15 protein-coding genes are annotated in these 23502 nt (G+C 45.4%); 5 read left to right on the plus strand and 10 right to left on the minus strand.

The window, feature by feature from the left end; translation table 11 throughout:
• Nucleotides 1-107 precede the first annotated feature (107 nt).
• Together ABTV53_RS21065 and ABTV53_RS21070 are read left to right on the plus strand one after the other, a co-directional pair.
• Entirely contained in the window at nucleotides 108-719 is a 612-nt protein-coding gene (locus tag ABTV53_RS21065) for a TetR/AcrR family transcriptional regulator (RefSeq protein ID WP_433746082.1), read from the plus strand.
• Between the two features lie 426 nt (nucleotides 720-1145).
• Complete coding sequence (locus ABTV53_RS21070; protein WP_433746085.1) at nucleotides 1146-2468, plus strand: amidohydrolase family protein; 1323 nt, start codon at nucleotides 1146-1148, stop codon at nucleotides 2466-2468.
• 226 nt (nucleotides 2469-2694) lie between these two features.
• Here the strand turns inward: ABTV53_RS21070 and ABTV53_RS21075 are convergent, their stop codons facing one another.
• From ABTV53_RS21075 to ABTV53_RS21100, 6 genes are all read right to left on the minus strand, one after another.
• Nucleotides 2695-4152 carry a glycoside hydrolase family 1 protein gene (locus ABTV53_RS21075; RefSeq protein ID WP_433746088.1) on the minus strand — a complete coding sequence of 486 codons (1458 nt, stop codon included), beginning with the start codon at nucleotides 4150-4152 and terminating at the stop codon, nucleotides 2695-2697.
• A gap of 13 nt (nucleotides 4153-4165) precedes the next feature.
• Nucleotides 4166-6034: a beta-glucoside-specific PTS transporter subunit IIABC gene (locus ABTV53_RS21080; RefSeq protein ID WP_433746091.1), complete on the minus strand. Its 1869-nt coding sequence runs from the start codon at nucleotides 6032-6034 to the stop codon at nucleotides 4166-4168.
• A 146-nt stretch (nucleotides 6035-6180) separates the two neighbouring features.
• Complete coding sequence (licT, locus tag ABTV53_RS21085; RefSeq protein ID WP_421892357.1) at nucleotides 6181-7020, minus strand: BglG family transcription antiterminator LicT; 840 nt, start codon at nucleotides 7018-7020, stop codon at nucleotides 6181-6183.
• A gap of 216 nt (nucleotides 7021-7236) precedes the next feature.
• A complete protein-coding gene (locus ABTV53_RS21090) occupies nucleotides 7237-7830 on the minus strand; it encodes a YdeI/OmpD-associated family protein (RefSeq protein ID WP_433746094.1) in 594 nt (197 codons plus the stop codon).
• 220 nt (nucleotides 7831-8050) lie between these two features.
• Nucleotides 8051-8554, minus strand: a complete 504-nt coding sequence (locus ABTV53_RS21095) for an EVE domain-containing protein (protein ID WP_433746096.1) — start codon at nucleotides 8552-8554, stop codon at nucleotides 8051-8053.
• Nucleotides 8555-8627: 73 nt separating this feature from the next.
• On the minus strand, nucleotides 8628-9575 hold the full coding sequence (locus tag ABTV53_RS21100; protein WP_433746099.1) for a helix-turn-helix transcriptional regulator: 948 nt from the start codon (nucleotides 9573-9575) through the stop codon (nucleotides 8628-8630).
• A gap of 163 nt (nucleotides 9576-9738) precedes the next feature.
• Here ABTV53_RS21100 and ABTV53_RS21105 point away from each other — a divergent pair, with 163 nt between their 5' ends.
• Entirely contained in the window at nucleotides 9739-15075 is a 5337-nt protein-coding gene (locus ABTV53_RS21105) for a beta strand repeat-containing protein (RefSeq protein WP_433746101.1), read from the plus strand.
• 102 nt (nucleotides 15076-15177) lie between these two features.
• Here ABTV53_RS21105 and ABTV53_RS21110 read toward each other — a convergent pair whose 3' ends face one another.
• Complete coding sequence (locus ABTV53_RS21110; protein WP_433746103.1) at nucleotides 15178-18705, minus strand: S-layer homology domain-containing protein; 3528 nt, start codon at nucleotides 18703-18705, stop codon at nucleotides 15178-15180.
• 605 nt (nucleotides 18706-19310) lie between these two features.
• Between ABTV53_RS21110 and ABTV53_RS21115 the strand changes: the two genes are divergently transcribed.
• Nucleotides 19311-20267 (plus strand): hypothetical protein, encoded by a 957-nt coding sequence (locus tag ABTV53_RS21115; RefSeq protein ID WP_433746106.1) that lies wholly within the window; start codon nucleotides 19311-19313, stop codon nucleotides 20265-20267.
• Nucleotides 20268-20284: 17 nt separating this feature from the next.
• Nucleotides 20285-20629 carry a hypothetical protein gene (locus ABTV53_RS21120; protein ID WP_433746109.1) on the plus strand — a complete coding sequence of 115 codons (345 nt, stop codon included), beginning with the start codon at nucleotides 20285-20287 and terminating at the stop codon, nucleotides 20627-20629.
• 93 nt (nucleotides 20630-20722) lie between these two features.
• Here the strand turns inward: ABTV53_RS21120 and pstB are convergent, their stop codons facing one another.
• The 3 genes from pstB to pstC form a co-directional block, all read right to left on the minus strand.
• Nucleotides 20723-21478 carry a phosphate ABC transporter ATP-binding protein PstB gene (gene pstB / locus ABTV53_RS21125; RefSeq protein WP_169481930.1) on the minus strand — a complete coding sequence of 252 codons (756 nt, stop codon included), beginning with the start codon at nucleotides 21476-21478 and terminating at the stop codon, nucleotides 20723-20725.
• Between the two features lie 98 nt (nucleotides 21479-21576).
• On the minus strand, nucleotides 21577-22488 hold the full coding sequence (gene pstA, locus ABTV53_RS21130) for a phosphate ABC transporter permease PstA (RefSeq protein WP_433746112.1): 912 nt from the start codon (nucleotides 22486-22488) through the stop codon (nucleotides 21577-21579).
• Nucleotides 22485-23453 carry a phosphate ABC transporter permease subunit PstC gene (gene pstC / locus ABTV53_RS21135; RefSeq protein WP_433746115.1) on the minus strand — a complete coding sequence of 323 codons (969 nt, stop codon included), beginning with the start codon at nucleotides 23451-23453 and terminating at the stop codon, nucleotides 22485-22487. Before pstC ends, pstA begins: the two co-directional genes overlap by 4 nt.
• Nucleotides 23454-23502: the final 49 nt, after the last annotated feature.

Here is a 23502-nt window from a genome sequence, read left to right on the forward strand (position 1 = left end):
ATTTCTCATTTATTCCTTATCCAATTCTTCAGAACCATTTGACACCCCCCTCAAAAAGGTCTATCCTAATAACGAACCAATCATTCACTATTAAGGAGTCGTTCCCGATGGTGCAAGCCAAGAAAGACGAAGTCAGGAAAGAGATTGAATATGCGGCGCTCAAAGTTTTTTTTGAAAAAGGCTACGTGGATGCCAAGATGAGCGATATCGCGGATGAGATCCATATTTCCGTGGGCAATATCTATACTTATTTTAAAAACAAGAAAGAACTATTCTACGCTGTTGTGCCGCCGGATCTGGTGGATTATCTGAAAAATGTGCTGGTGGAGACGATTCACTTTGATAACCAGACCCTGTTCGAGGAAACCGATAGCGAGCGAAAGTCGGCGCTGTTGCAGGAACAGGTGGATGTATTACGGAAATACCGGAATCAGATTGTCATCATCTTCGAAAAAAATAAAGGAACGATCTACACCAACGCCAAGAATGAACTTGTCGAGCTGATGATCGAAACCAAGAAGGTATATCTAAAGAATCAATATAAACGGTATGAGATTGGCAGCGAGGAGAACTTGATCTTACTTAACATCCTCGCACACAACGTGATTGACATGAATCTGGATCTATTGAAGCGGGATATGAGTGAGGACAGCCGGAAGCAAATATTCGAAGCGTTGTATGTATACAGACTGTACGGCATGAAGAGCCTCAATGAATAACGCTGCATCTAATCACTTATACCGGGTAGACAAAGCGTGCAGATCAGGTCATTTTCACTTGGTTTGCACGCAAAAAAAAATATCTAACATTAAGTCGCTCTATTTTTTTGATCCAAAAATGAATTAAATATTCATTTTTAAGTTGAATATTTACCATTTACCAAACTATTTAAGTTGAACCTACATTTACACGATAACGGAGAGGACAGAAATAACTAGAGGAAGCGAAGCGTTCGCCAAAAGCTTTCTGAAAGAAAGCTACATCGTAAGCATGTGCTTATCACCGGATTTCCCCTAATAAGAGGGTATCAAAAAAATCTGGGGATAACAGCGATCCGAAGGTTGTTCTGTCATCGGAGTGACAAGTGTACATACCCATCATTCAACTTATATAGCTTCACCCACCATTCTAAGGAGGAACACAACATGAACACCGCTTACGCATTGAAAAACGTCAATCTGATCCACGGCGACTCAAGCCGCAATCTACAAAAAAACATGACGATTCTCGTCAATGAGCAAGGTCTCATTCAGGATATCGGCCGAGATCATGAGTTGCTTATCCCGAATCACTACACAACCATCGACCTCTCAGGCAAATACGTAATGCCTGGGCTAATCAACGCCCACGTGCACCTCTTTGCAGACGGTAAACCATTTAGTCTCTCGGTCAGTGAAGGCTTGTTGAAGTTCGCCTATGATCGAATCCTGAATACCAAATTCGGCAGAAACGTATTGAAAAGACGCATGAAACGCAACGCGCTGACCGCACTCCATGCGGGTGTGACGACAATGCGCAGTGTGGGGGAATTCTTTTACACCGACGTCCAGCTGCGGGATGAGATTAACAACGGCGACTTTGTCGGCCCTAATCTGCTTGTCTCCGGGTTTTTCCTAAGTGTCACAGGCGGACATGGTGCTCCATTTCTTGCTCTGGTGGGCGATTCTCCGTGGGAAGCACGAAAAAATGTACGGCTGAATGTGAAACACGGTGTGGATCTGATCAAAATCTGTGTGACGGGTGGCGTGACGGATGCGAAAATGGTGGGCGAAGCTGGTCGTTTACAGATGACGGTGGACGAAGTTGCGGCGATCTGCGATGAAGCGCATAAGATTGGTCTGCGGGTGGCAGCGCATGTGGAAAGCACGGAAGGTGTACGGGTTGCGTTACAGGGTGGCGTCGATACGATCGAACACGGTTCGGAGATGGACGACGAAATCATTCGTTTGTACAAAAATAATCCCAATGCCCTGGATGGCTACACCGCACTCATCCCCACCCTGCAAGCCGCCTATCCATCCGCTTCACTGGATACCAGCGTAACGAAGGTAAGTAGAACGGTAAAAGAGAATTCCAGACTCGTCTATGATTCCATGCTCAAAGGTGTACAACAAGCGATCGAAAACGACATCACCATCGGAATCGGTACCGATGCCGCCATGCCTTACGTGACTCATTATGATATGTGGAGAGAGATGGATCACTACATGAGACAGGCCAACCTGAATAACAAACAGGTCATCGACATGGTGACTCGAACTAATGCGAAGATCCTGGGCATTGATGATGTTACAGGGACAGTGGATATCGGGAAACATGCTGATCTGATTATCATGGAGCATAATCCGCTGGAACATATTGAGGCCTTGTCAGACATTTCTATGGTCATGGTCAAAGGAAACTTAATTCAAACACCATCTGTCACAAGAATCAAAGAAGTCGACGATGTTCTAAACTCAGTTTGGTGAGTTCGAGTTCGAGATCCAAATTAGTTGTGAAATCAGGCTAGGCATAGTACTCAACCTTGTTGGTTCAACTACTTTGAACTACTTCGGCCCTATCCAATAAATAAAGGCAGTCGATGACACTTCGACTGCCTCCTAAGTTTATGAAGTTATTTTCTTATCTTGTTATCTTTACCGTTGGCTTATCCATTCAATGATCAGCTTCTGATATGTTCTACTTTTTCTTAACTTACAACTCCAAGCTTGCCCCGTTGGATGCGATCACCTTTTTATACCAGTGGAAGCTGTTCTTTTTGCTTCTTTTCAGGGTGCCTTTGCCCTCGTTATCCTTATCTACATAGATAAATCCGTAGCGTTTGCCCATCTCACCAGTGGATGCACTAACGATGTCGATGCACCCCCAAGCTGTGTAACCGATAAGATTAACGCCATCACTGACAGCCTCTCTCATTTGTTCAATGTGAGCGCGCAAAAACTCAATTCGGTACGTGTCGTTAATAGTGCCATCCTCTTCAACGACATCCACTGCACCCAGACCATTCTCTACAACCATCATCGGGATGCGATAACGATCGTATACGTGGTTCAGCACATACCGAAGTCCAACCGGATCAATCTGCCATCCCCAGTCCGTCGCTTTCAGATATGGATTTTTGTATCCACCAAAGACGTTACCTTGGGTCTCATCACCCTCTGGACGGGTACCCACCACGTGAGATTTATAGTAGCTAAAGCTATAGAAATCAACACAGCCCTGCTTTAACACCGCTTCGTCTTCTGCTGCCATCTCAATCTGAATATTGTTCTCTTCAAAATATCTCTTCGCAAAGTCAGGGTATTCCCCTCTAACTTGTACGTCACTGCTCATCATATTGTTGATCTGATCCATTCTCAGAGCCTTTAACATATCTTCCGGTTTACATGTGCTTCCATAACCATGACTATAATTAATCATACAGCCAAGTTTGAAGTCTGGATTGATCTCATGTGCAAGCTTGACAGCTTTGGCACTCGCGACGAATTGATGGTGCAACGCTTGAAATCTCATCTGCGTGCTGTCCACTGCTGTATTGTTAAATACGCCGCCTTTTTTATCAACCAGAAGTCCTCCAGCCAAGTAGGCACCTGCCGGAACAATCAGGCTATTAATCTCGTTAAAGGTGATCCAGTACTTCACTACATCTTTGTAACGATTAAAGATTGTGTCGCAATATTTCACGTAACAATCGATCATTTCTCTGGAAGCCCAAGCGTTGAATTTCTCGGTTAAAGCAAACGGTGCTTCATAATGGGAGATTGTAACGATGGGTTCGATATTATACTTTTTCAATTCATTGAACACATTGTCGTAAAATTGAAGTCCTGCTTCATTCGGCGCTGCATCGTCTCCATTAGGGAAAATTCTGGACCATGCAATGGACATTCTGTAACAACGGAAACCCATCTCTGCAAACAAACGAATGTCTTCCTTATAATGATGATAAAAATCTACTGCTTCATGAGAAGGGTAATGAACCCCCTCTTCAGTCGTTATCGTAATCCGACGGGGAACCGTATGGGTTCCGCCCGTCATCATATCGGCTGTACTCGCTTTTTTACCATCAAGGTTCCAGGCACCTTCGTATTGATTCGCCGCTGTTGCACCGCCCCACATGAAGGATTCGGGGAAACTATTTTTGTTAGACATAAACAAGTCCTCCTTATATAATTTTGATGAGATTTTCACCGATAGTAATGGATGCTTTGTCCGTTGTGATGACATCTACAAAATCATCCGAATTCGTAACAATGATCGGTGTAGTCAGATCATAACCTTTAGCCGCTATGGCATCTGTATCAAACTCAATGAGCAAATCTCCAGCTTTTACAGTATCGCCTTCTTTGACGTGAACCTTGAAATGCTCGCCTTTCAACTTCACCGTATTCATCCCGATGTGAATGAGAATCTCCGCACCATCATTTGAACTAATACCAATGGCATGGGACGTAGGGAAGACCGCAGATACCACACCATTTGCTGGTGCTACAAGTTTTCCAACCGTAGGTTCAATAGCGATCCCTTTTCCCATAGCGCCCGTTGCAAAAGCTTCGTCTTTAATCGTGGATAACTCCAAAACTTTACCAGTCAACGGAGCAGTGAGAACATGTTCAGAAACACCGGCTACTGGTACACGACCGTTCGTAGCAGATGATTTTTCTTGTGTTGCTTGATTCTTTCCATCTTCAGGTACATCTTCAAATCCCAAGATCAGAGTCATGATGAATGTAACTACAAATGCAATCACACAACCAATTGCGGCATGAACCAGGTTCCATGGATGATCCGTGATAAATGCGGGCAGCGTAGCTATACCTGCAATACCCAGAGCCGATCGAGCTACACCGAACAATCCAACATATATACCCGCTACCGCGCCACCAACGATTACAGCGATCAGCGGTCTTTTCAAGCGTAGATTTACACCAAACAGAGCGGGTTCGGTAATTCCGAGCAGTGCAGTTACACTTGTAGAATATGCAACTTGTTTAAATGCTTTATTTTTAGTCCGGAGAGCGACTGCAAGCGCAGCTGCACCTTGAGAAATATTGTGTACAAGCATACCTGGACCAACAATACTATCCGTTTTCGTCTGTGCGTAAGCAGTGAGCACAACAGGTCCCAAACTATAATGCATACCTGTCATAATCAAGAACGGGAATGCCCCGCCGATAATACCAGATACTAACCATCCTGCATGTGTATTGACAAAAGAAACGCCTGACGCCAGGTAGTTACCCGCGATGGCACCGATTGGACCCAGTACAATCAGCGTTAATGGAGCCATAATAAGAATCACGATCAACGGTTTAAGAATGGATTTGATAACCGATGGAGAATACTTCTCGGCAAAGCGTTCAACATACGACAAGACCCATACCGCTAAAATAATTGGAATAACCGACGAAGTGTACGTCGCCGGAGTGACAGGCAGTCCCAAAAATGCAACTGGCTCACCTGCAGACATCAACGCCCCTAATGAAGGATGCAACAGAACACCAGCAATGGTTAATGCAAAACCCACATTAGCTTTAAGCTTAACAGCCGCACTCCAGGCAAGCAGCATCGGCAAGAAGTAATACGCTGCATCACCGATAAAGGTCATAATTGTATTGAATTGCCCATCCAGATCAACGAGATCAAATGTTTTCAAAATAAGAAGAACGGCTTTGATCATCGCACAACCAATCATGGCTGGCAGGATCGGTGTGAAGATTCCAGAGATTGTGTCCAGAAGCGTAGTCAGTTTTCCCTTTTTTACAGTAGGGGCATCGTCATTGGTTGCAAAGTTCCCCAGCTTCGTCAAAGCTTTATATACATTGTTTACCTCGTTACCGATAATGACCTGATACTGCCCACCACTGCTGGCAACACCCACCACACCTTGTACATTTTTCAATGCTTCATTGTTCGCAACCTTCTCATCTTTCAGATTAAATCTCAACCTTGTAGCACAGTGTGTTACACTATCTACATTTTTTTCGCCACCCACTAGTTTCAAAATATCGGCGGCTGTGCTTTCATGTTTCATGTACTGCTCCCCCTCAAACGTTTTTAGGTATAAAAAAAGACCTAGAATTCTATCGAATATAGATAAGCTCTATACACGATGGAACTCTAGGTCTTGCCTGCCTCACCAGTAACAATCCTAGTTTACTCATTATAGTGGCTGATGAATCAGTCCTTCTCTTCATCAATGACCCTTTTGATATGAACCGTTAGATACACCAATTCATCTTCCGTTAATTCTTTTCCATAATCGACTCGAATCAGCTGTGCAATCCGGAGACTGCATTGATATTCATTCGCATACTTTTCTTTAATGATATGGAGAAAGTCGCTGTCACCGCTTTTCACAACCGTATGATTAAACAAGCGATAGGCGAAAAACTTCAAATGTGTGACTAGTCTGGAATAATGGAGCGAGCTTTCATTAAAATGTATATTAAACTGATATCGAATAATATTCAAGACTTTATGAATCAACTGTGTAATCTTCATGGTTTCTTCCATATCAGATCCCAGTTCTGCATTGACAATATGAAGCGCAATGAACCCGGCCTCATCTTCAGGCAATGTAATGTTAAATTCCTCATTAATCATATCCCGGGCTTTCATAGCCACGCGAAATTCATTGGAATAAAACGCTTTAATTTCAGACAACAGAGCATTATTGAAATTCATACCCTGCTTGTAACGTGCCACAGCAAAATTAATATGGTCCGTTAACGTTAGATATATATTTTCATTGAGTTCCTTGTTTAAGGACTGCTTGGCATGTTGAATAATGCTGTCGGACACCCGAATATACTCCATGGGAATCTGGGCGAGCAAGGCATATAATTTACCTGTTACATTTTTGGATTTCAGGAAAAATTCCTTCTCAATTTTACCTGTTTCCACGAGGTCTCCCTTTTTCTTCTGAAAGCCAATACCACTTCCCAGAAGCATCATCTCCTGTTGTCGTTCATTGACCGCAGAGACAACATTATTATTAATAATTCGCGTGATTTTCATACGAATCTCCTTTTATAATGAAACGTTAACAAGATTTGGCAACAAAAAAAGACCATTAATAATGCCCACATCGTATATAGCCTATACATGTTTGCATATCAATCGGTCTTGCCTGCTGATCAGTAACAATCCTGATTATATTCATTATTTACTTATACGATTATCTTAGTGGAAGACGTTATATTTGTCAATTGGAGAAAAGCTTTATAACTATAATTAGTCATTCAACCCTTTCCCCTCCAGGATCGGCTGTATGTACTTCTCGATTCGTGACACTTTTGTTTTGGATTGCTTCGGTTGTGAGAAATAATAGAGATAGGCCCGCTGCCGTCCGGGTGTCAGTGCTTCAAATGCATCTCGGAAAGCAGGATTCTCATCGAATTGCTGTTGAAGTTCCTCGGGAACGCTATATTCGGCAGTTTTTTTCATTTCCACCTGCAATCCGGCTTGTTCCACTTCAATCGCTTGCTGAATATAGGCTTTGATGATTGCCTCCTGCTCCACAATCTGCTCCAGACTGGTGAAGCGAAGCTGGCGCTCGGCCTGTACATTCTCCGTTTGCTGAACCAAAATGCCATGTGTATCCTTCAGCAGAGCACCTTTGAAGAACAGGATCGCGACATACTCTTTGAATCCATGGATTAGGACGATGTTTTTCCCATCGAGCATATAACAAGGATGCATCCATTTCATATCCTCTGTCAGGTCAAAATCTCGAATAATCTCTCTCAGCTTCGTCGACTCTTCCTGCCACGTTTTGAGTTTATTAAGATAGCCGTCAACTTTGCGATTCCCACTTGTATCCGTCATGGAGAAATACCTCTCTTTATCTCATGTTCTTATAGGTTCAATTGTACTGGTTTTCGGTGGATTGTACAGCGTTGCTTACAGAGCTTTTATTGACTTTTCCACTTGAATTTAAACCTTAATAGCAAGAAAGGACAGCATCTTCGGTAATATCAACGGTGGAGGATATGATTATCCATAAAATGAAAAGGTCCATAGACTATCTATGGGCCTTTTCGTTTGGTTAACATGTCTGGTTTAAACGAGTATCCAACAGTGACTGTGTCTCATTATCCAACATCGCTGAAGCTATTATCATGAAATCTTCAGCCCCGATCTCAAAATGACCTTTGCGAAATGGAAACCCCCAATTGCGATTTCCGCGTGTAAATGAGAGTTGGTCTAACAAGATTGCGATTTTGACTTCTCGACATGGAAGATAACGGAGATCTCGCCGAAAGGGTACAAAGGATTCCGACATCCGATATTGATATATCCTATCGTCAATAATTAGACCAATAGCGGTAAAAGCCTGAAGCGGCTTCCCTGTTGATATCTCTGTACGTGGAGAATAGTATATCATCCAATCACCCGGGGACATCTGCCGCAACATTGCTGACTTACCATGGCACAACTGCGCAAATCCTCCCTCTACGGCTACATTCACATGAGAAGCAGATACAACACCAATCCAATATCTGCTGTCTGCAGTTTCCAATGATTTCAATGCTTCCGTTGTACTTCTCATCCTTCAACCAACTCCAATTCCTCTTGATCTGTGATATATCAAAGTATAAAAAAACACTACTGACAGGTGTATGTCAGTAGTGTTTTAAGATGTTTTTGGCGACTTCCTGCATTCGAAAGCGTAAAGATTCCGGCTCCAAGACCTCGATATCTCCACCCCAGCCAAGTAAATAATGCAATATTTCCTCCGGATGGCGGACACGAAAATGAAAAATCACACCATCCTCTTCCTCCTCAAATGCATCCATATAGAAATGAAGGGCCTCCATAATTTTGTCAGCAATTTCGGGTTTTGCCCTGATTAATATGTGTTCGTTACGGTCGTCAGGAGGTCGATAACTGTTCAGATCAAAATCTGGCGGTAAATGGAAGTGTTCCTCCAGCTCTGAAAGTTCAGTCATGCGTGACAAACGGAAATGACGGATGTCTTGTCTTAGATCACAACGTGCAATCAATACCCAATTCTCCTGGACGAGCGAGAGTCCATAGGGGGAAACCTCACGCATGTTATACCGAGTGCCATCCGCTCCCGGCATTTTCTTCAGGTACATAAAGCTAATCTTCCGTTGCTCCAAAATGGCATTACGAATCTGGTTAAGGTATGTCTTCACCCTCACTCGGGTTAAGGGTTCAAGCGTATGAAGCGTTCGCATCGTTTCCCGGACACGTGTGGACTCGTTACGAACGGATTCAGGTAAGATGGCTTCAATTTTCCGTTGAGCCGATTTAGCCTGTATCGCGTATTCCGTATCCAATCTCTGTTCAATAAAATCAGCTCCCATAAGCAGGGATACCGCTTCTTCTGCGCTGAAGCTTACCGGGGGCAGAAAATATCCTTCCATCAAGGAATACCCATGACCCGGGGCTCCCATGATCGGAACGCCAGCCTCACTTAATGCCTGAATATCTCGATATATCGTACGTACACTTGTCTCCAATTGAGCAGCCAAATCTTCTGCTCTTAACATCTTTCTTCGCTGCAATTCAAGCGTAATCGCAAGCTGCCGCTCCGTTTTGTTCATGTTCCTAGCCCCCACCGTTTCATCATCCAGAACAACTCATTCTATTATACATACTGCTCTGGAGGTTACCACGTACCTACTTGAAATTACCTTGTACCTTCACATATTTTTTTTCTAATCCAATATATTGATTATTATGTAATGTTTGAAGGAGGGTGAAACAGTGACATTCATTGAAAGGTATGTGATCAACGATACTGGAGCTATAACATTCACTGGTAACACTTTGGGTCTGAGCCGATCCAATACGGTGGGTGTTCCAGGTACGGTGGACAGTATTGGCGCTTATATTATTACGGATACAAGTGTGCAGTTTGGTACTTATCCAGCGGGGACAACCAATGTATTTCAGAATAATAGCTCCGCTGCAATTCTGAACCTGCCTCCAGGCAGCACGGTCCTCTATGCGGAGCTGATTTGGGGAGGAACGTACATCGATAACCAGGAAAACAATTCTGCGTTTATTAATAAGGATGTCATACTCACGACACCTGTCGGTGTAACCACTGTTTCGCCTGATCCAGCCACCGCCAGAGAAGTGGTGCTTTCGACTGCGTCTGGATTTCCAAGGACCTTTGCATATGTACGATCATCGGACGTGACTGATCTAATTCGAGTTGGTGGAGCGGGTACATATGTTACAGGCGGAGTTGTAGGCACGTTGTCTATTCCCGATCCCACCTCGAATAACGCAGGCTGGACGCTAGGAGTCGTTTACCGCAATCCTGGCTTCCCCTTGCGAAATCTCTCCATTAGGGTAGGAGCAGAAGTCATTCTCTCTACATCGGGTCCGGTCACAACGCCAATCGAAGGCTTTGCCACGCCATTTATTGGCCCGTTGTCAGGTCGGGCTTTGCTTGGTGCACAGGAGGGAGATGCTAATAAATCGGGTGATCAGGCTCTGTTTGGTCCAAATGTCTCTACTCTAAGAGCGTTATCCGGGCCTAATAACTTTGCAACGAATTTCTTCGCTTCCCAAATCAACGGAGATACCGGGGCACTGAATACTACAGGCACCTTTGGCAATCGGAACCAAATCAACGGGACACCAGGGACCAATATTGTTGGCGGACGACAAGGATGGGACATTACGAATGTAGATGTCAGCAACACCCTTGTTAACACCCAAACGTCCGCTTTGTTACGTTTGACAACTTCAGGTGATGGGTATTTGGTTGATTCCTTTGCACTCCAAATTAATATTAACACCCCTGTAATCACTGCCACCAAAACTGCGAGTGAACAGAATGCCATTGTCGGAGATACCATTACGTATTCGGTGCTTGTTGAGAACACCTCGGTTTCAAACGCTACAGACGTGATTGTGTTCGACAATATTCCTGTGGGAAGTTCGTTCATACCTGACAGTGTTACAATTAATGGGGTACAGCAGCCGGGGACGGAACCCATAACTGGTATATTTGTAGGTGCTCTTCCCGCCAACACCTCGGTTATTGTTACATTCCAGGTTCAGGTAACCTCATTGCCTACGCCACCTCGTCTATTTGACCAGGCCAAAGTTGGTTATACGGCACCAACCGTTCCTGATGGACCCATCATTTCCAATGAGGTTCCCTCCAACACGGTGACGATACCGGTCTTTCAACCGGACATTACAATTGTAAAAAGTGCGGATACTGCCAACGCTCTCATCGGCAGTACAGTTACATACACCTTGGTCGTAACCAATATCGGAAACATTGATGCACTTACAACGGTCACAGACCCTATTCCGGACGGTTCCAACTTTGTACCCGGAAGCGTTACGGTTAACGGGACTGTACAGCCCGCAGATGATCCTGTTACTGGCATCAACCTTGGAAATGTGGCCATCGGTGATACGGTAACCATCACATTCCAGGTACGGGTGACTGGATTGCTGCGCGGGTTTAATCTAACCAATCAGGGTACTGCCAACTATACGGCCCAACTTCCTGATGGCCGTGTGATCACAGACACATCCGTTTCCAACATCGTAACGGTGACTGTATCAACTCCGACGGTCAGTGTCACCAAAACAGCCAGTGCCATTGATGCTGTTGTAGGAGATACCTTAACGTACACCATCGTTATCTCCAACACAGACACTGACCCGATTAACAGTGTTGTATTTACAGATGCCATTCCAACCGGTTCGGTATTTATTCCTGGCAGTGTGACCGTGGATGGAATCGTTCAGCCCACAGCAGATCCAACCACAGGGGTTAGTCTTGGAACCATTGGTCCCGGTGTATCTGTGACCGTCACATTCAGCACAAATGTTATTTTTCTACCCGATCCGTCCGAACTTGCTGATCAGGCACAGGTTACATTTATAAGCGGGCCTTTCGAAGCCGCTTCCTTCTCTGACCCACTAACCATCCCTGTATATCAGCCTGTCATTATAACAACCAAAAGCTCCGATCCTGCCTTTGCAGTGGTCGGACAAACGATCACATACCAAATAAATGTAACGAATACCGGTAATATTGCCGCATCATTAACACTTACAGATGTGATTCCGTCTGATGCCGCCTTTGTATCAGGGACGGTGATTGCCAATGGCGTTCCTTTGCCTGCTGCAGATCCTAATGCTGGTATTTCACTAGGGACATTGGCTCCAGGAGATCGTGTGTTCATCACGTTTCAAGTCATCGTTAATACACTGCCCGGCAGTCAGCAATTAACAAATCAGGCAACGACCGATTTTACATTCAGTCCGCCCGATGGACGTGTCATTTCGGGAAGTGCCCCTTCCAACGAGATCATCATCCCTATATCTACAGCCGACCCCATTTTGACCAAAACGGCTGATATCAGCGATGCCGTGGAAGGTGATGTGATCACTTATACCGTCGTTTTAGACAATATTGAAAGCTTTACTGTTAATAACATTATTTTTACAGACTCGATCTCGCCCGGTACCGTGTATATTCCAGATAGTTTTACCTTGGATGGGAGGGTCATACCGGGAGCCGATCCTTTCACTGGTATTAATATCGGGAGCATTCCCGGCAATACCGAAGTTATCGTAACCTTTAAGGTGAGTGTTTCCGATCTGCCAGCACCCTTGCCCAATCCATTTAATCTAACAGATCAAGCGACAATCAATTTCATCGTCGGAACAACACCCCTACAGAATTTGTCCAATATTGTGACTACTCCTGTATATGGGGCAATTATTGATATCACAAAAACCTCTTCTGACTCGAATGCCATTGTGGGAGATACAATTACTTACTCGCTTCTCGTAAACAATACGGGAAATTTGAATGCCGATGTCATTTTATTCGACCCATTGCCGCCAGGAGAGACATTTATCCAGAACAGTGTATTCATCAACGGGAATCGTTGGAGTGGAACCAGCCCTGTGACAGGAATTATTCTTGGCACCGTATCACCTGGATTTCCAGTTTTCATTACATTCCAGGTTGCGGTCACATCATTGCCTGATCCGCCCATACTGAACAATCAAACCAGAGCCGATTATATTGCCCTTGTACCCGACGGCCGTGTTCTTAGTGAAAGTGTTCTATCCAATATTGTCTCTATACCTGTTACAGCTGACAATATTATATCCGTAGTCAAATCCGCACCTGTGAACCATGTTCAGATCGGGGAGGTGATCACCTATACCCTCGTAATTAATAATAATGTTTCCTTGCCAATTAACGATATTTTGCTTACGGACCCCATTCCGGCAGGTACAACATTTGTACCCGGAAGTGTTACCGTTGATGGAGCCGTAATCGCTGATGCTAATCCGGCTACAGGCATAAGAATTGATATGATCATGCAAAACGGCACAGCAGTCGTCACTTTTCAAGTTGTAGTTAACGATAGCGTTATTAATGAACCTGAACCCGTCCTTCTAATCAATCAGGCGAATGTTCAATTCACCACAGGAAATTTCACCGATACTGTACAGTCCAACACCGTAATAATTTCTGTTCAAATCCCATTCATTTCTATATACAAAGCAGCCTCAATCCGTCATGTGCAGATTGGAGACACCGTTCAATATCAATTGTCTGTGAGTAATGAAGGTCAGACTCCAGCCAATGTTATCCTGTTCGATCCGTTGTCCTCCAATACGAGCTTTGTAGAGGGAAGCGTCGTATCCGGCGGTCTCAGTTTACCCACATCCAACCCGGCAACAGGTATTGCGGTTGGGTCAATTGCTCCAGGACAGACGATTGAAGTATCGTTCTTAATAACCATAATCTCCATACCACCGAGTCTGGAGATTATCAATCAAGCATTTGCGAATATTTCTTTTCTTACAGCAGACGGACGAACACTCACTTACAACTCACAGTCCAATCGAATCATTCTCAATGTGAGTAATCCCAATGTGTCTATTAACAAAACGGCCAATCGACCGGATGTCTCACCGGGTGATTCCATTATCTATACCATTTATATACGCAATAACAATAGATCGCCTATAAGTTCGGTTGTATTAACCGATTCTGTTCCCCCAGGAACATCATTTGTAACCGGAAGTGTTGTTGTTAACGGAGTGGCAACACCGACGGATGTCCCTGCGAACGGAATTATCCTCGGTATTATTCCACCGGGAGGTACCACAACGATTTCCTTCCAAGTGATAGTAAATGCAAACACTACTCTTTCTTCGATTATAAATCAGGCGAATCTTCGGTATACCCTGGGACAGACGGTATTTACAATTGAGTCCAATCCTACCAACGTACTTGTGACTTCCACTTCGCCAACACAGATTACCCTTCAAAAAACAGCGGACAAAACGTCGGTCGTTGTCGGAGATACCATCACCTATCAAGCCAGGGTTACCAATACGGGAAATACAGTCGTTCAGGTCACAATAACGGATTCAATCCCGACCGGAACACGCTTTGTGGACGGCAGTGTGAGGTTAGACGGACAACCGATTGCTGGAGCCAATCCGGCTGCAGGCATCTTTATTGCGGCTCTCCAGCCTGGTCAGATTGCCAATACTACGTTTGAGGTCATCGTTATCAACCAGCCCGTAGGTGGCAATATCGTTAATCAATTCACAGCTACATTTCAAGCTCAGGGGCAAGCAACCTCCGGCTCACTCCAATCCAATACAGTGGTTATACCCAGCCGTTTGCCACAGCTTACTATTGTCAAAAGTTCTAACAAACATGAGGTTGAAGTCCATTCCCATCTTCGCTACAAAATTTTGATTCATAACGCAAGCTCATTGCCAGCGTCAGATGTCATTCTGAAAGATGCCATTCAAGCAGAGTCCACTTTTATTGCTGGTAGCGTGGTGGTTAACGGACAGCTTCAACCCGATGGAGACATTGTAAAGGGACTTCCACTGGGTACAATCGCTCCAGGAGCGACCGTAGACGTTCAATTTAATGTGCTGGTTCACACCATACCTGAACACTTCAGGTTGCTTAATCAGGCTTTATTACATTTTAACATTGCATTGCCCGATGGCAGTCTGCTTCCTTCTTTCCTAGCCTCCAATAAAACCGATGTGGAGATTATAGAACAGGAAGAATAAGCTGCGCTGGGAACAGACTTTTCATAACCTGCCACATGCAAAATAAACAAAGGCCATCCTTGTCAGGATGACCTTCGTTTATTTTCATTAAATACTTTGCATTTACACGTGAAGCGCCAAAAGCAGTTTATAGATCATCGACACAGCTTCCGCTCGAGTCGTTTCACTGCCTGCACGAACCGTATGGTCCGTATATCCGCTCACAATCTTCGCCTGCACCGCTGCATCCAGTGCTTCTTGTGCCCAAGACGGCGTCTGCGATGCATCCGTGAAACTTGGTTTAACGGATGTATTGCCAGACATTCCGGCTTGTGCATCTGAACTTGCTTTCAGCGCATTCGCCATCATGACTGCCATCTCGGCACGCGTAATCGTCTGATCGGGCTTAAATGTATTATCACCGTAGCCTGTCACGATTCCGGCTTGCACGGCTGCGGCAATATCACCTTTGGCCCAGTCTGGCAGACTACCTTGATCTGCAAATGTCAGATCCGTTTGCACTGATTTTAATGCCAGCGCCTTACTGAGCAACGTAACAAACTCTGCCCGTGTGATCTTCTTCGATGGTTGGAATGTTCCATCGGTGTAACCTTGAATCACGTTCATGCCCAACAAACGATCTGCGTAGTCGGAAGCCCAGTGTCCATTCAGGTCCGACAGATTCACCGGTGTGTAACTGGACACAACAAATGTACCCAGATGATTAACATTGGCCGTTATGCTGCCTGCTGCATTCAGCTTGCCACCGATAAATACCCAGCTCTGACGAGCTTCATTATAATAGTAGATTGCAGGTTGGGTGCCGTTAGGCAAATCTGCCGAATCCACATTCAGGCTTAATGCCGCCTGATCATTCAACGTTCTTCCACCACTGCGACTGATCTGTACAGCTTGTCTAAGTACATTCAGGGAAGCTGTATTCTGCAACTTGTCCTTGGCAACCACGGACACTTGCAACGTATCCTTCGAACCAATAGCTCCCGCTGGAGCGTTGAATTGTACGATGTCTTTCAATCCCGTTTGCACCGGCTGATTCGCTTCCACCTCAACCTTCACTTCAGTGGATGAATCTGACCCCGCATCCGGGTTGGTTGGTGAGGTTGGAACGGTAGGCGTTGTTGGCACACTTGGTGTGCCTCCTCCCGAATTCCCACCAGAGCTGCCACCATTACCTCCACCACCATTGCCTGAGCGAGCTTGTACAGTAACGGTACGGATAACTTCTTGAGCTGCATTACCAGCGATATCCTTCACGTTGTACCGAAGGGTGTAGATCCCTGCTACTTGTGTGTTCACCGTGCCATCCACCTGCACGGAACCACGGATGCCGACATGATCAGAAGCCTGTGCTCCAGGCTCGTTGTATGTGTCTCCCACGTTCAACGTCATCTGGCTGCTACCTTGCAGGGTAATGACAGGAATCTCACGGTCCATTTTAATGACCAGAGGTAAAGTATACGTTTGTTCCAGATCATCTGTTGCCCGGAATAAAAGCTTGTGCTCTCCCGGCTCCGTTACCTCCAAAGGCGTATTCTCTGTATATGGTTCGTATGTCTGCCCTCCATCACGAGACAACTCGATGATCGCAGAAGTAGCAGGCGCGTATACTGCGCTGGTTACACTAACGGTTACAGACTGGTTCGTCCATGTATCCGTGTGATACGGCTGGCCGTCAGCGGTAGTCATGTTGCTTTTTAACACCAGCGCCTGATTGTTCGTGCCTTCCACAATGACAGTGAACGTTTTGGGTTGAGATTCCGTGCCACGTTGCACGGTTGCTGTCAGTTCCAGTCGCTCATTATTGTCCGGTTGCATAAGCAGCTTGCCCTCGTTATTCATTAGTTCCGGCTTGGAGCTAGACCAACTAATGGTTGCACCATGCTTCCCTTCAACAGGAAGGGTAAGATCGGAATGGACCGCGTTCAGATCCCCCAGATCGATTGCTTGAAGTGTATCGGTTACCGCCTGTGCATCACTGTAAGGTGTGGCACTCATGAAGATTGGGTTGGAGTAGAACCACAGGTCGCGGTAGTTGCTATCGTTAATTTGATTAAAACGGGTCGTTGCATCCGCTGTTGTATTTTTCGGATCAAGCTGTGGTTCACCATTGACAGTCTCACCTGTCACGTTCATGCCCAGATTCGTCCCGCGCAGGCGGAAATACTTGTCCTGGTCTGTAGCTTTGATCTTGTACGTGATGACATTGTAGCCTTCGGCGTCTGTCGTCCAATCGTTGGACATGAAGGTAGCCAGTACTTGGGTAGAGTCATTGGTGTCTTTGTTATATGCGGCTGTACCCTTCTCGGCCTTGGCTGTCACATCTCCAGCGATGAGATCGACGTGATCTACCACGGGTACTTGTCCAGCGGACGTGCCGCTGTTGATTGGATTTTCATAGTTGTTGCTCGTCGTTGGACTCTTGAAGCGAATCTTCAGCTCTACTTCATCACCTTGAGTCACATTAAGATTTCCGCCCATCTCAACCTGATTACCCGCTCCGGAAGCTGTGAAGTCCAGTGCGTTGATCAGGTCACCGAATACGGAAAATGATTTCCCCGAACGCAGTCCATCCAGAACAGCCTGCATCCCTGTACCCTCAACCCAGGAATACGTCTTGGCATATTCGCCTGGGAAATAACCACTGGAATTCGTGCCAATCGTCTTGAAATGGTAATCCGAATTGCCATAGTTCCAGAAGTGACGCCCTTCTCCCAGCAATGCATCCCAGAGTCCGCCAACCTTGGCGACCATATAGTCTACACCACCGTATGTACGGTATTTGTATCCATCATCTGCGGTCGGATTAGCTACATTGTAGCTTGTGTTGTACCCTCCACGATCCGGTTCCATCTGGTTACCCAGCATACCCTCAATACCAAATACCACTTGTGGGGCCAGATCGTTGAAATCACGGAAGTCCGCGATGGTATATTTGTTTTTGCCCCGTGAAGGGTGGTTGATCATCGCATAACTTGTCATTGGATAGTTGGTCGCGAGCCAATTAATGGCGGTTAAGGCATCCTGATGAGTCGTGTAGGCACGCCCTCCGTTCTGATCCCAATTCGCTACGTCTGCCGCATTAAACAGGTTTGCTGCGCGATTCGTGAAACGATACTCGAATTCCTTGGCAGCGTTCAGCGCTTCGGTTGAGTTCGGCTCATCCGTGAGAATCCCCACCCCAACGTGTTCATGTGTAGGCATGTCCCATTCGAAACCGGAGAAAATCGTTTTACCTGCGTATTTGCCCGCATTCTGTAAGGCCTTGATTTGTGGTACCTGATATTCATTCATCCCTTGAGACATAGGTATTGACCCACTTGGAATATCGTTCCCGTTGTGATCTCGCTTGGATAACCGCAAGTGATCCGTAAGCGCGATCCAGTCCAGCCCATATTTGGTTAAACCCGCATCAAGCACATCCTCCAGTGATACCTGTGCATCATCGGACTCAAACGTATGTACATGCAAATCTCCCGTTTGCCAAGAACCTGTTGCCAGGCTGTTGGTCGGTGTGTTGTCCCCAGCATCTGCATAGGATACAGCCGCAGGAAAAGCACCCATGACCATCCCTGTAGCCAAGGGTATAAGTGTGAGCATAGCGAGCATTTTCTTGCCTTTATTAATAAACAATCGGATCCCTCCACCCGTTCTCTTTTATCGTGTCGGGAGTAAATATAAGAGAGTTTCGGGGCAGGGTCAACGGCCTGGAAGCGTGTATTTAAAATTTTACATATACCTGTATTCTTTCATATTCCGTTAAAAGTTTCTCAAGCTTTTTCTAATAGAGTCATGCTCTGCCCTGCTCCATTTTGAGATAGTGAATCTAGGAATAACGAAGCAAATAGGAAGTGATACAAAATTCAAAGATTGTTCACGATTCAGGAAAGTTCCACCACTGCTGTGGATCATTAGGAGGAGAATTGGCGTAGGAGGAATCATCAAGCGGAGAACATAGTGTTTTTTGTAAAAAGATCAGGGTTACGCATACTGTGAGTATAGAAAAAGCACCCACGAACCACAGGCATTATGCCCCCAGAAGCCGCAGGTACTTTGGGTTGAGCTGAATTTTGTTGCAGCCTTTACATCTTTACTTTTGTGACCTGGGGGCGAGTTGTTTGTGAAATTCGACCTATCTCCACTTTATATTAAACTGGAAAAATACGATAAATATACCGATAATGTTGAAGATGACTAACAACGCAAAGATCATTATTCATTGAAGGAGTTGCACACGTTTGAGAAGATTCTATCTAGGTTTTGGATTAACGATCACCATTATCATTGTACTACTATCAAGCTCTACTCCAACAGAAGCAGCATCGAAGAAAGTAAACTTAAAATTGTCAGATGGAGCGACGTACTATGGTGAAGTTTTAAACGGGAAACCTCATGGTAAAGGAACTGCGAGATGGGGAGAAACCGAAGTGTACTCTGGAGATTGGGTGAGTGGTAAGCAGCAAGGAAAAGGCAAGTACACATATACTTTAGTTGAAGGTGGCGGTGTCCCCTTTGAGGATTACGATGAATCTAATATGGGCCATGGAACAGGTGAATTCACTACAAAAACCTACACCGGATCGTGGATTAATGATACATATCATGGTAAAGGAAAAGAAATCACGCAATGGTTAGAAGTACAGTATCTTACTTCTGATGGCAAGGTTTACCCTATACTTGACAGTTACATCAACACCATTAACGATGGTACATTCAATCAGGGCAAGATGTCTCATGGATATTACGCAATCCACTCTTCAGATACTGTCTCACTAGGATATACCGATCATACGACTACGATTACTCTCAAAAATGATTATTTCAACGAAAAGTTAACCGGGGATAAGGACTTTTTTGACACGATTATCAATTATAAAAAGAAACATGGTTCTTCAGAAAAATATATAGGGATTAAACCATCCGAATTCTCCAAAGGCACATTAACTAATGGCAAATTCACAGGGGTTACGCATCTAATCGATTATAGTAATTCAGTTAGTTATGCTAGACAAGTCATAAAGAACGATAACGTATTCAAAGAGAATCACATAACATCTGCTGTCTTTGATAAGGATCGCAAGAAAATCATTCATGAATTCCTTCAAGCTATTAAGCCCCATTCAGTCAAAATCAATACCATCTCTGACGAGATTATGTCATTAAAAGACATTAACTATGAGGGAATGATTCCCTAGGTCGTGGAGGTCACACAATGAGAAAAAAGCGATGGATTGTGAGCATAGTCATTTTGATTATCATACTTTTCATGAGCGAATTGATGATGTTGTCCTCAGGAAAGGTTGGAGTTCTCAACATAACGCAGAGAGTCATTTCAGGTGCACCTCATGTTATCGTTCAAGGACAAACATTGTCTTATCAAGGTAAGGTTCATTGGGAGGATGTCCAAAATAGTATGGAAGAATACTCCGTAAGCGATGAAGGAACGATCTTGTATAAAGCAAAAGGCACCCCTGTACCACCACCTTGGATATATGTGAGAAAAGAAAACAATCAAGGTTTCCGTTATAAGGTCCCTCGGCTTCCTTGGAAACTATGAAATTATTTGGTTTAAATCAGAAAGGGCTGTTCCCCATTAGTCAAAAAATTGACTAGGAACAGCCCTTTCCACATTTCTCAACTAATAAAACAATCAACCAAATCGACCACTAATATAATCCTGCGTACGCACATCGACTGGCTCGGCGAACATGCTCTGGGTAGCGGAATACTCCACGACTTCGCCGTTCAGGAAGAACACGGTCTGCTGGGATACGCGAGCAGCTTGCTGCATGTTATGCGTGACCATCACGATGGTATAACGCTCCTTCAGCTCATGCGTCAGCTCCTCAATCTTGAAGGTGGAGACGGGATCAAGCGAAGCAGTCGCTTCATCCATCAACAGAATATCCGGCTCTACTGCCAGCGCACGTGCAATGCAGAGGCGTTGCTGCTGACCTCCTGACAGGCTTAGCGCAGAGCGCTTCAGATTGTCTTTGACCTCATCCCACAGGACTGCGGAACGCAGGCTCTGCTCTACAATCTCATCCAGCTTTTTCTTGCCATGAATACCGTGCTGTTTGGGACCGAAGGCCACATTGTCATAGATGGATTTTGGAAAAGGGTTCGGTTGCTGGAAGACCATGCCGATCTTCTTGCGAAGGGTCTCCACATGAACTTCACCACTGTAGATGTCGGTTCCCCCTACCGCCACTTTACCTTCAATCCGTGTGCCGGGTATCCGGTCATTCATCCGGTTCAACGTACGCAGCAGGGTCGATTTTCCACATCCCGACGGTCCGATAAAAGCAGTAATGGCCCGCTCGGGAATTTCAATGGAAACATCCTTCAACGCTTGAAACGGACCATAATACAAATTCAATTTGTTGATCTCAATAATAGGTTGCACGAGGTGCCCTCCCGGGTTGAAATGGAATGATTTGCGGATTCAGCTTAAACAGTCAGCGTTATTCCCAGACGATACCGAGTTAAGGTATCCTCTCTTCATCACGCTTGATTTTTACGTGCATTCAGCCACAAAGGAACACGGAACAGAACATTAATGAGTAAGGCCACAAAGATCAGCACCGCTGTGGTTTTCTGTGCAATTTCCTCGGCATCCGGCACAATGGCTTCCGATTGAATGTACCAGAGATGTACAGCAAGGGTTCCTCCCGGCGATAGCAAATTAAAGTCCCACATTTCCCCGGATGTAGATACCCCAGCGGTTAGAATAATGACAGCACTCTCACCAAATGCCCGGCCTGCCGTCAGGCAAATGCCTGTCATGATCCCATTGATAGCCACTGGCAACAATACTTGGCGGATTGTCTGAAGATGTGTTGAGCCCAGCGCAAACGATGCATTGCGAAGTTCCACCGGAACCGCTCTGACGGATTCCTCTGTTACCCGAGTAAGCACAGGAAGGTTCAGGAAAGCAAGGCTGACGGCTGCGCCCAGAATTGTGAGACCAATTTCGAAAAACTCCACAAACAAGGCAATACCAAACAATCCGAAAATGATGGATGGCACAGAGGACAATCCCTCCACGCAAATACGAACCGTCTCGATCAGCTTATTGTTTGGTGCAAACTCTGCCAGATATATGCCTGCCGCCATGCCAATCGGAATGGAGATGAGCAGCGACAGAATTAACACATAGAACGAGTTGAACAGTGCCGGGCCGATCCCGCCTCCTTCTTCAATCTCACTGGGAACACCGTAGAGAAAATCCCAGCTGAGCAGCGGCAATCCTTTGTTCAACAGCAGAAATAACAGTCCAACAATAAACAAAATGACGACAATACCAACGCCCCATACCACGCCTGTAAAGAGCCGATCCATTACCATCGACGAACTTCTCCGTTTGCCAAAAGAATAAGACGGGACGACAGTATTCGCCTGCTTCTTCACACTCATACGTTCCGATCCCCTCTCTTCTGAAACAACCTTACGATAACAATCATCAGGATCGAAATGGCGAGCAGGATAAAGCCCATCATGTACAAACCATGATTCCAGGTAGAATCGAATTCGACGCTAGAGATCTGCATGACAATGTTACTGGTCAGCACAGCTGTTGGCGTGAACAGACTATTCGCGAGCTGTGCTGTATTCCCGATGACCATCACCACCGCCATCGTCTCACCGATCGCACGCGTCATACCGAGAATAACCGCGTACATGATCCCGCCTTTGGCAGCAGGTAAGACCACACGAGTCACGGTCTGGAATCGATTCGTACCGAGTGCATAGGCTGCATCACGGTACTTGTTCGGCACAGCAGATATGGCATCATCACTAATCCGACTAATCGTCGGAAGTACCATAATGGTCAATACAATGGACGCAGCGAGCAATCCGTCAGCCAGATCACGCCCACTAATATCCCTTAGCCAGGGGATGAGGATCGTCAGTCCCAGGAAACCGTACACCACAGAAGGAATGCCCACCAGCAGATCCAATACAGGACGCAAAATATTCCGAAGCCATTTGGGTGTCATTTCGGCCAGAAATACGGCAATGATTACAGAGATCGGAATCGCCATCAGCATCGTAAGTCCCGTGAGAGCCAATGTTCCCAGAATAAAGGTCAACGCCCCATAGTGCTCATTTTCCGGATCCCAGTTGGTGGAGAAAAAGAATTCACGGAGCGACACATCCGCAAAGGTGAGAACGCCCGTACGAAGCATCAGAATCAGGATACATAAGAGAACCAGACAGACAAAGCTGGCACTCGCAATACAGACCATGCGGAATATTTTATTCGACCATCTCAACCGCGCCTTACGGTCAAACCATTTCCCCGATCCAGGAGCCTTGCCGATACTTGAACCGAGATCACTAGAGACAGGGCTGTTTGTGGATGGATTTACATCGATCATGAAGTGCTCTTCCTTTCACATAGAGAAGCCAGCTTGCGACCGTGCGCAG

This window comes from Paenibacillus amylolyticus, from assembly GCF_050990605.1.
Lineage (GTDB): Bacteria > Bacillota > Bacilli > Paenibacillales > Paenibacillaceae > Paenibacillus > Paenibacillus amylolyticus_H.

Coding starts and splice junctions, on each gene's coding strand:
- ABTV53_RS21065 (WP_433746082.1), top strand. CDS start 108: ATGGTGCAAGCCAAGAAAGACGAAGTCAGGAAAGAGATTGAATATGCG.
- ABTV53_RS21070 (WP_433746085.1), top strand. CDS start 1,146: ATGAACACCGCTTACGCATTGAAAAACGTCAATCTGATCCACGGCGAC.
- ABTV53_RS21075 (WP_433746088.1), bottom strand. CDS start 4,152: ATGTCTAACAAAAATAGTTTCCCCGAATCCTTCATGTGGGGCGGTGCA.
- ABTV53_RS21080 (WP_433746091.1), bottom strand. CDS start 6,034: ATGAAACATGAAAGCACAGCCGCCGATATTTTGAAACTAGTGGGTGGC.
- licT (WP_421892357.1), bottom strand. CDS start 7,020: ATGAAAATCACGCGAATTATTAATAATAATGTTGTCTCTGCGGTCAAT.
- ABTV53_RS21090 (WP_433746094.1), bottom strand. CDS start 7,830: ATGACGGATACAAGTGGGAATCGCAAAGTTGACGGCTATCTTAATAAA.
- ABTV53_RS21095 (WP_433746096.1), bottom strand. CDS start 8,554: ATGAGAAGTACAACGGAAGCATTGAAATCATTGGAAACTGCAGACAGC.
- ABTV53_RS21100 (WP_433746099.1), bottom strand. CDS start 9,575: ATGAACAAAACGGAGCGGCAGCTTGCGATTACGCTTGAATTGCAGCGA.
- ABTV53_RS21120 (WP_433746109.1), top strand. CDS start 20,285: ATGAGAAAAAAGCGATGGATTGTGAGCATAGTCATTTTGATTATCATA.
- pstA (WP_433746112.1), bottom strand. CDS start 22,488: ATGAGTGTGAAGAAGCAGGCGAATACTGTCGTCCCGTCTTATTCTTTT.
- pstC (WP_433746115.1), bottom strand. CDS start 23,453: ATGATCGATGTAAATCCATCCACAAACAGCCCTGTCTCTAGTGATCTC.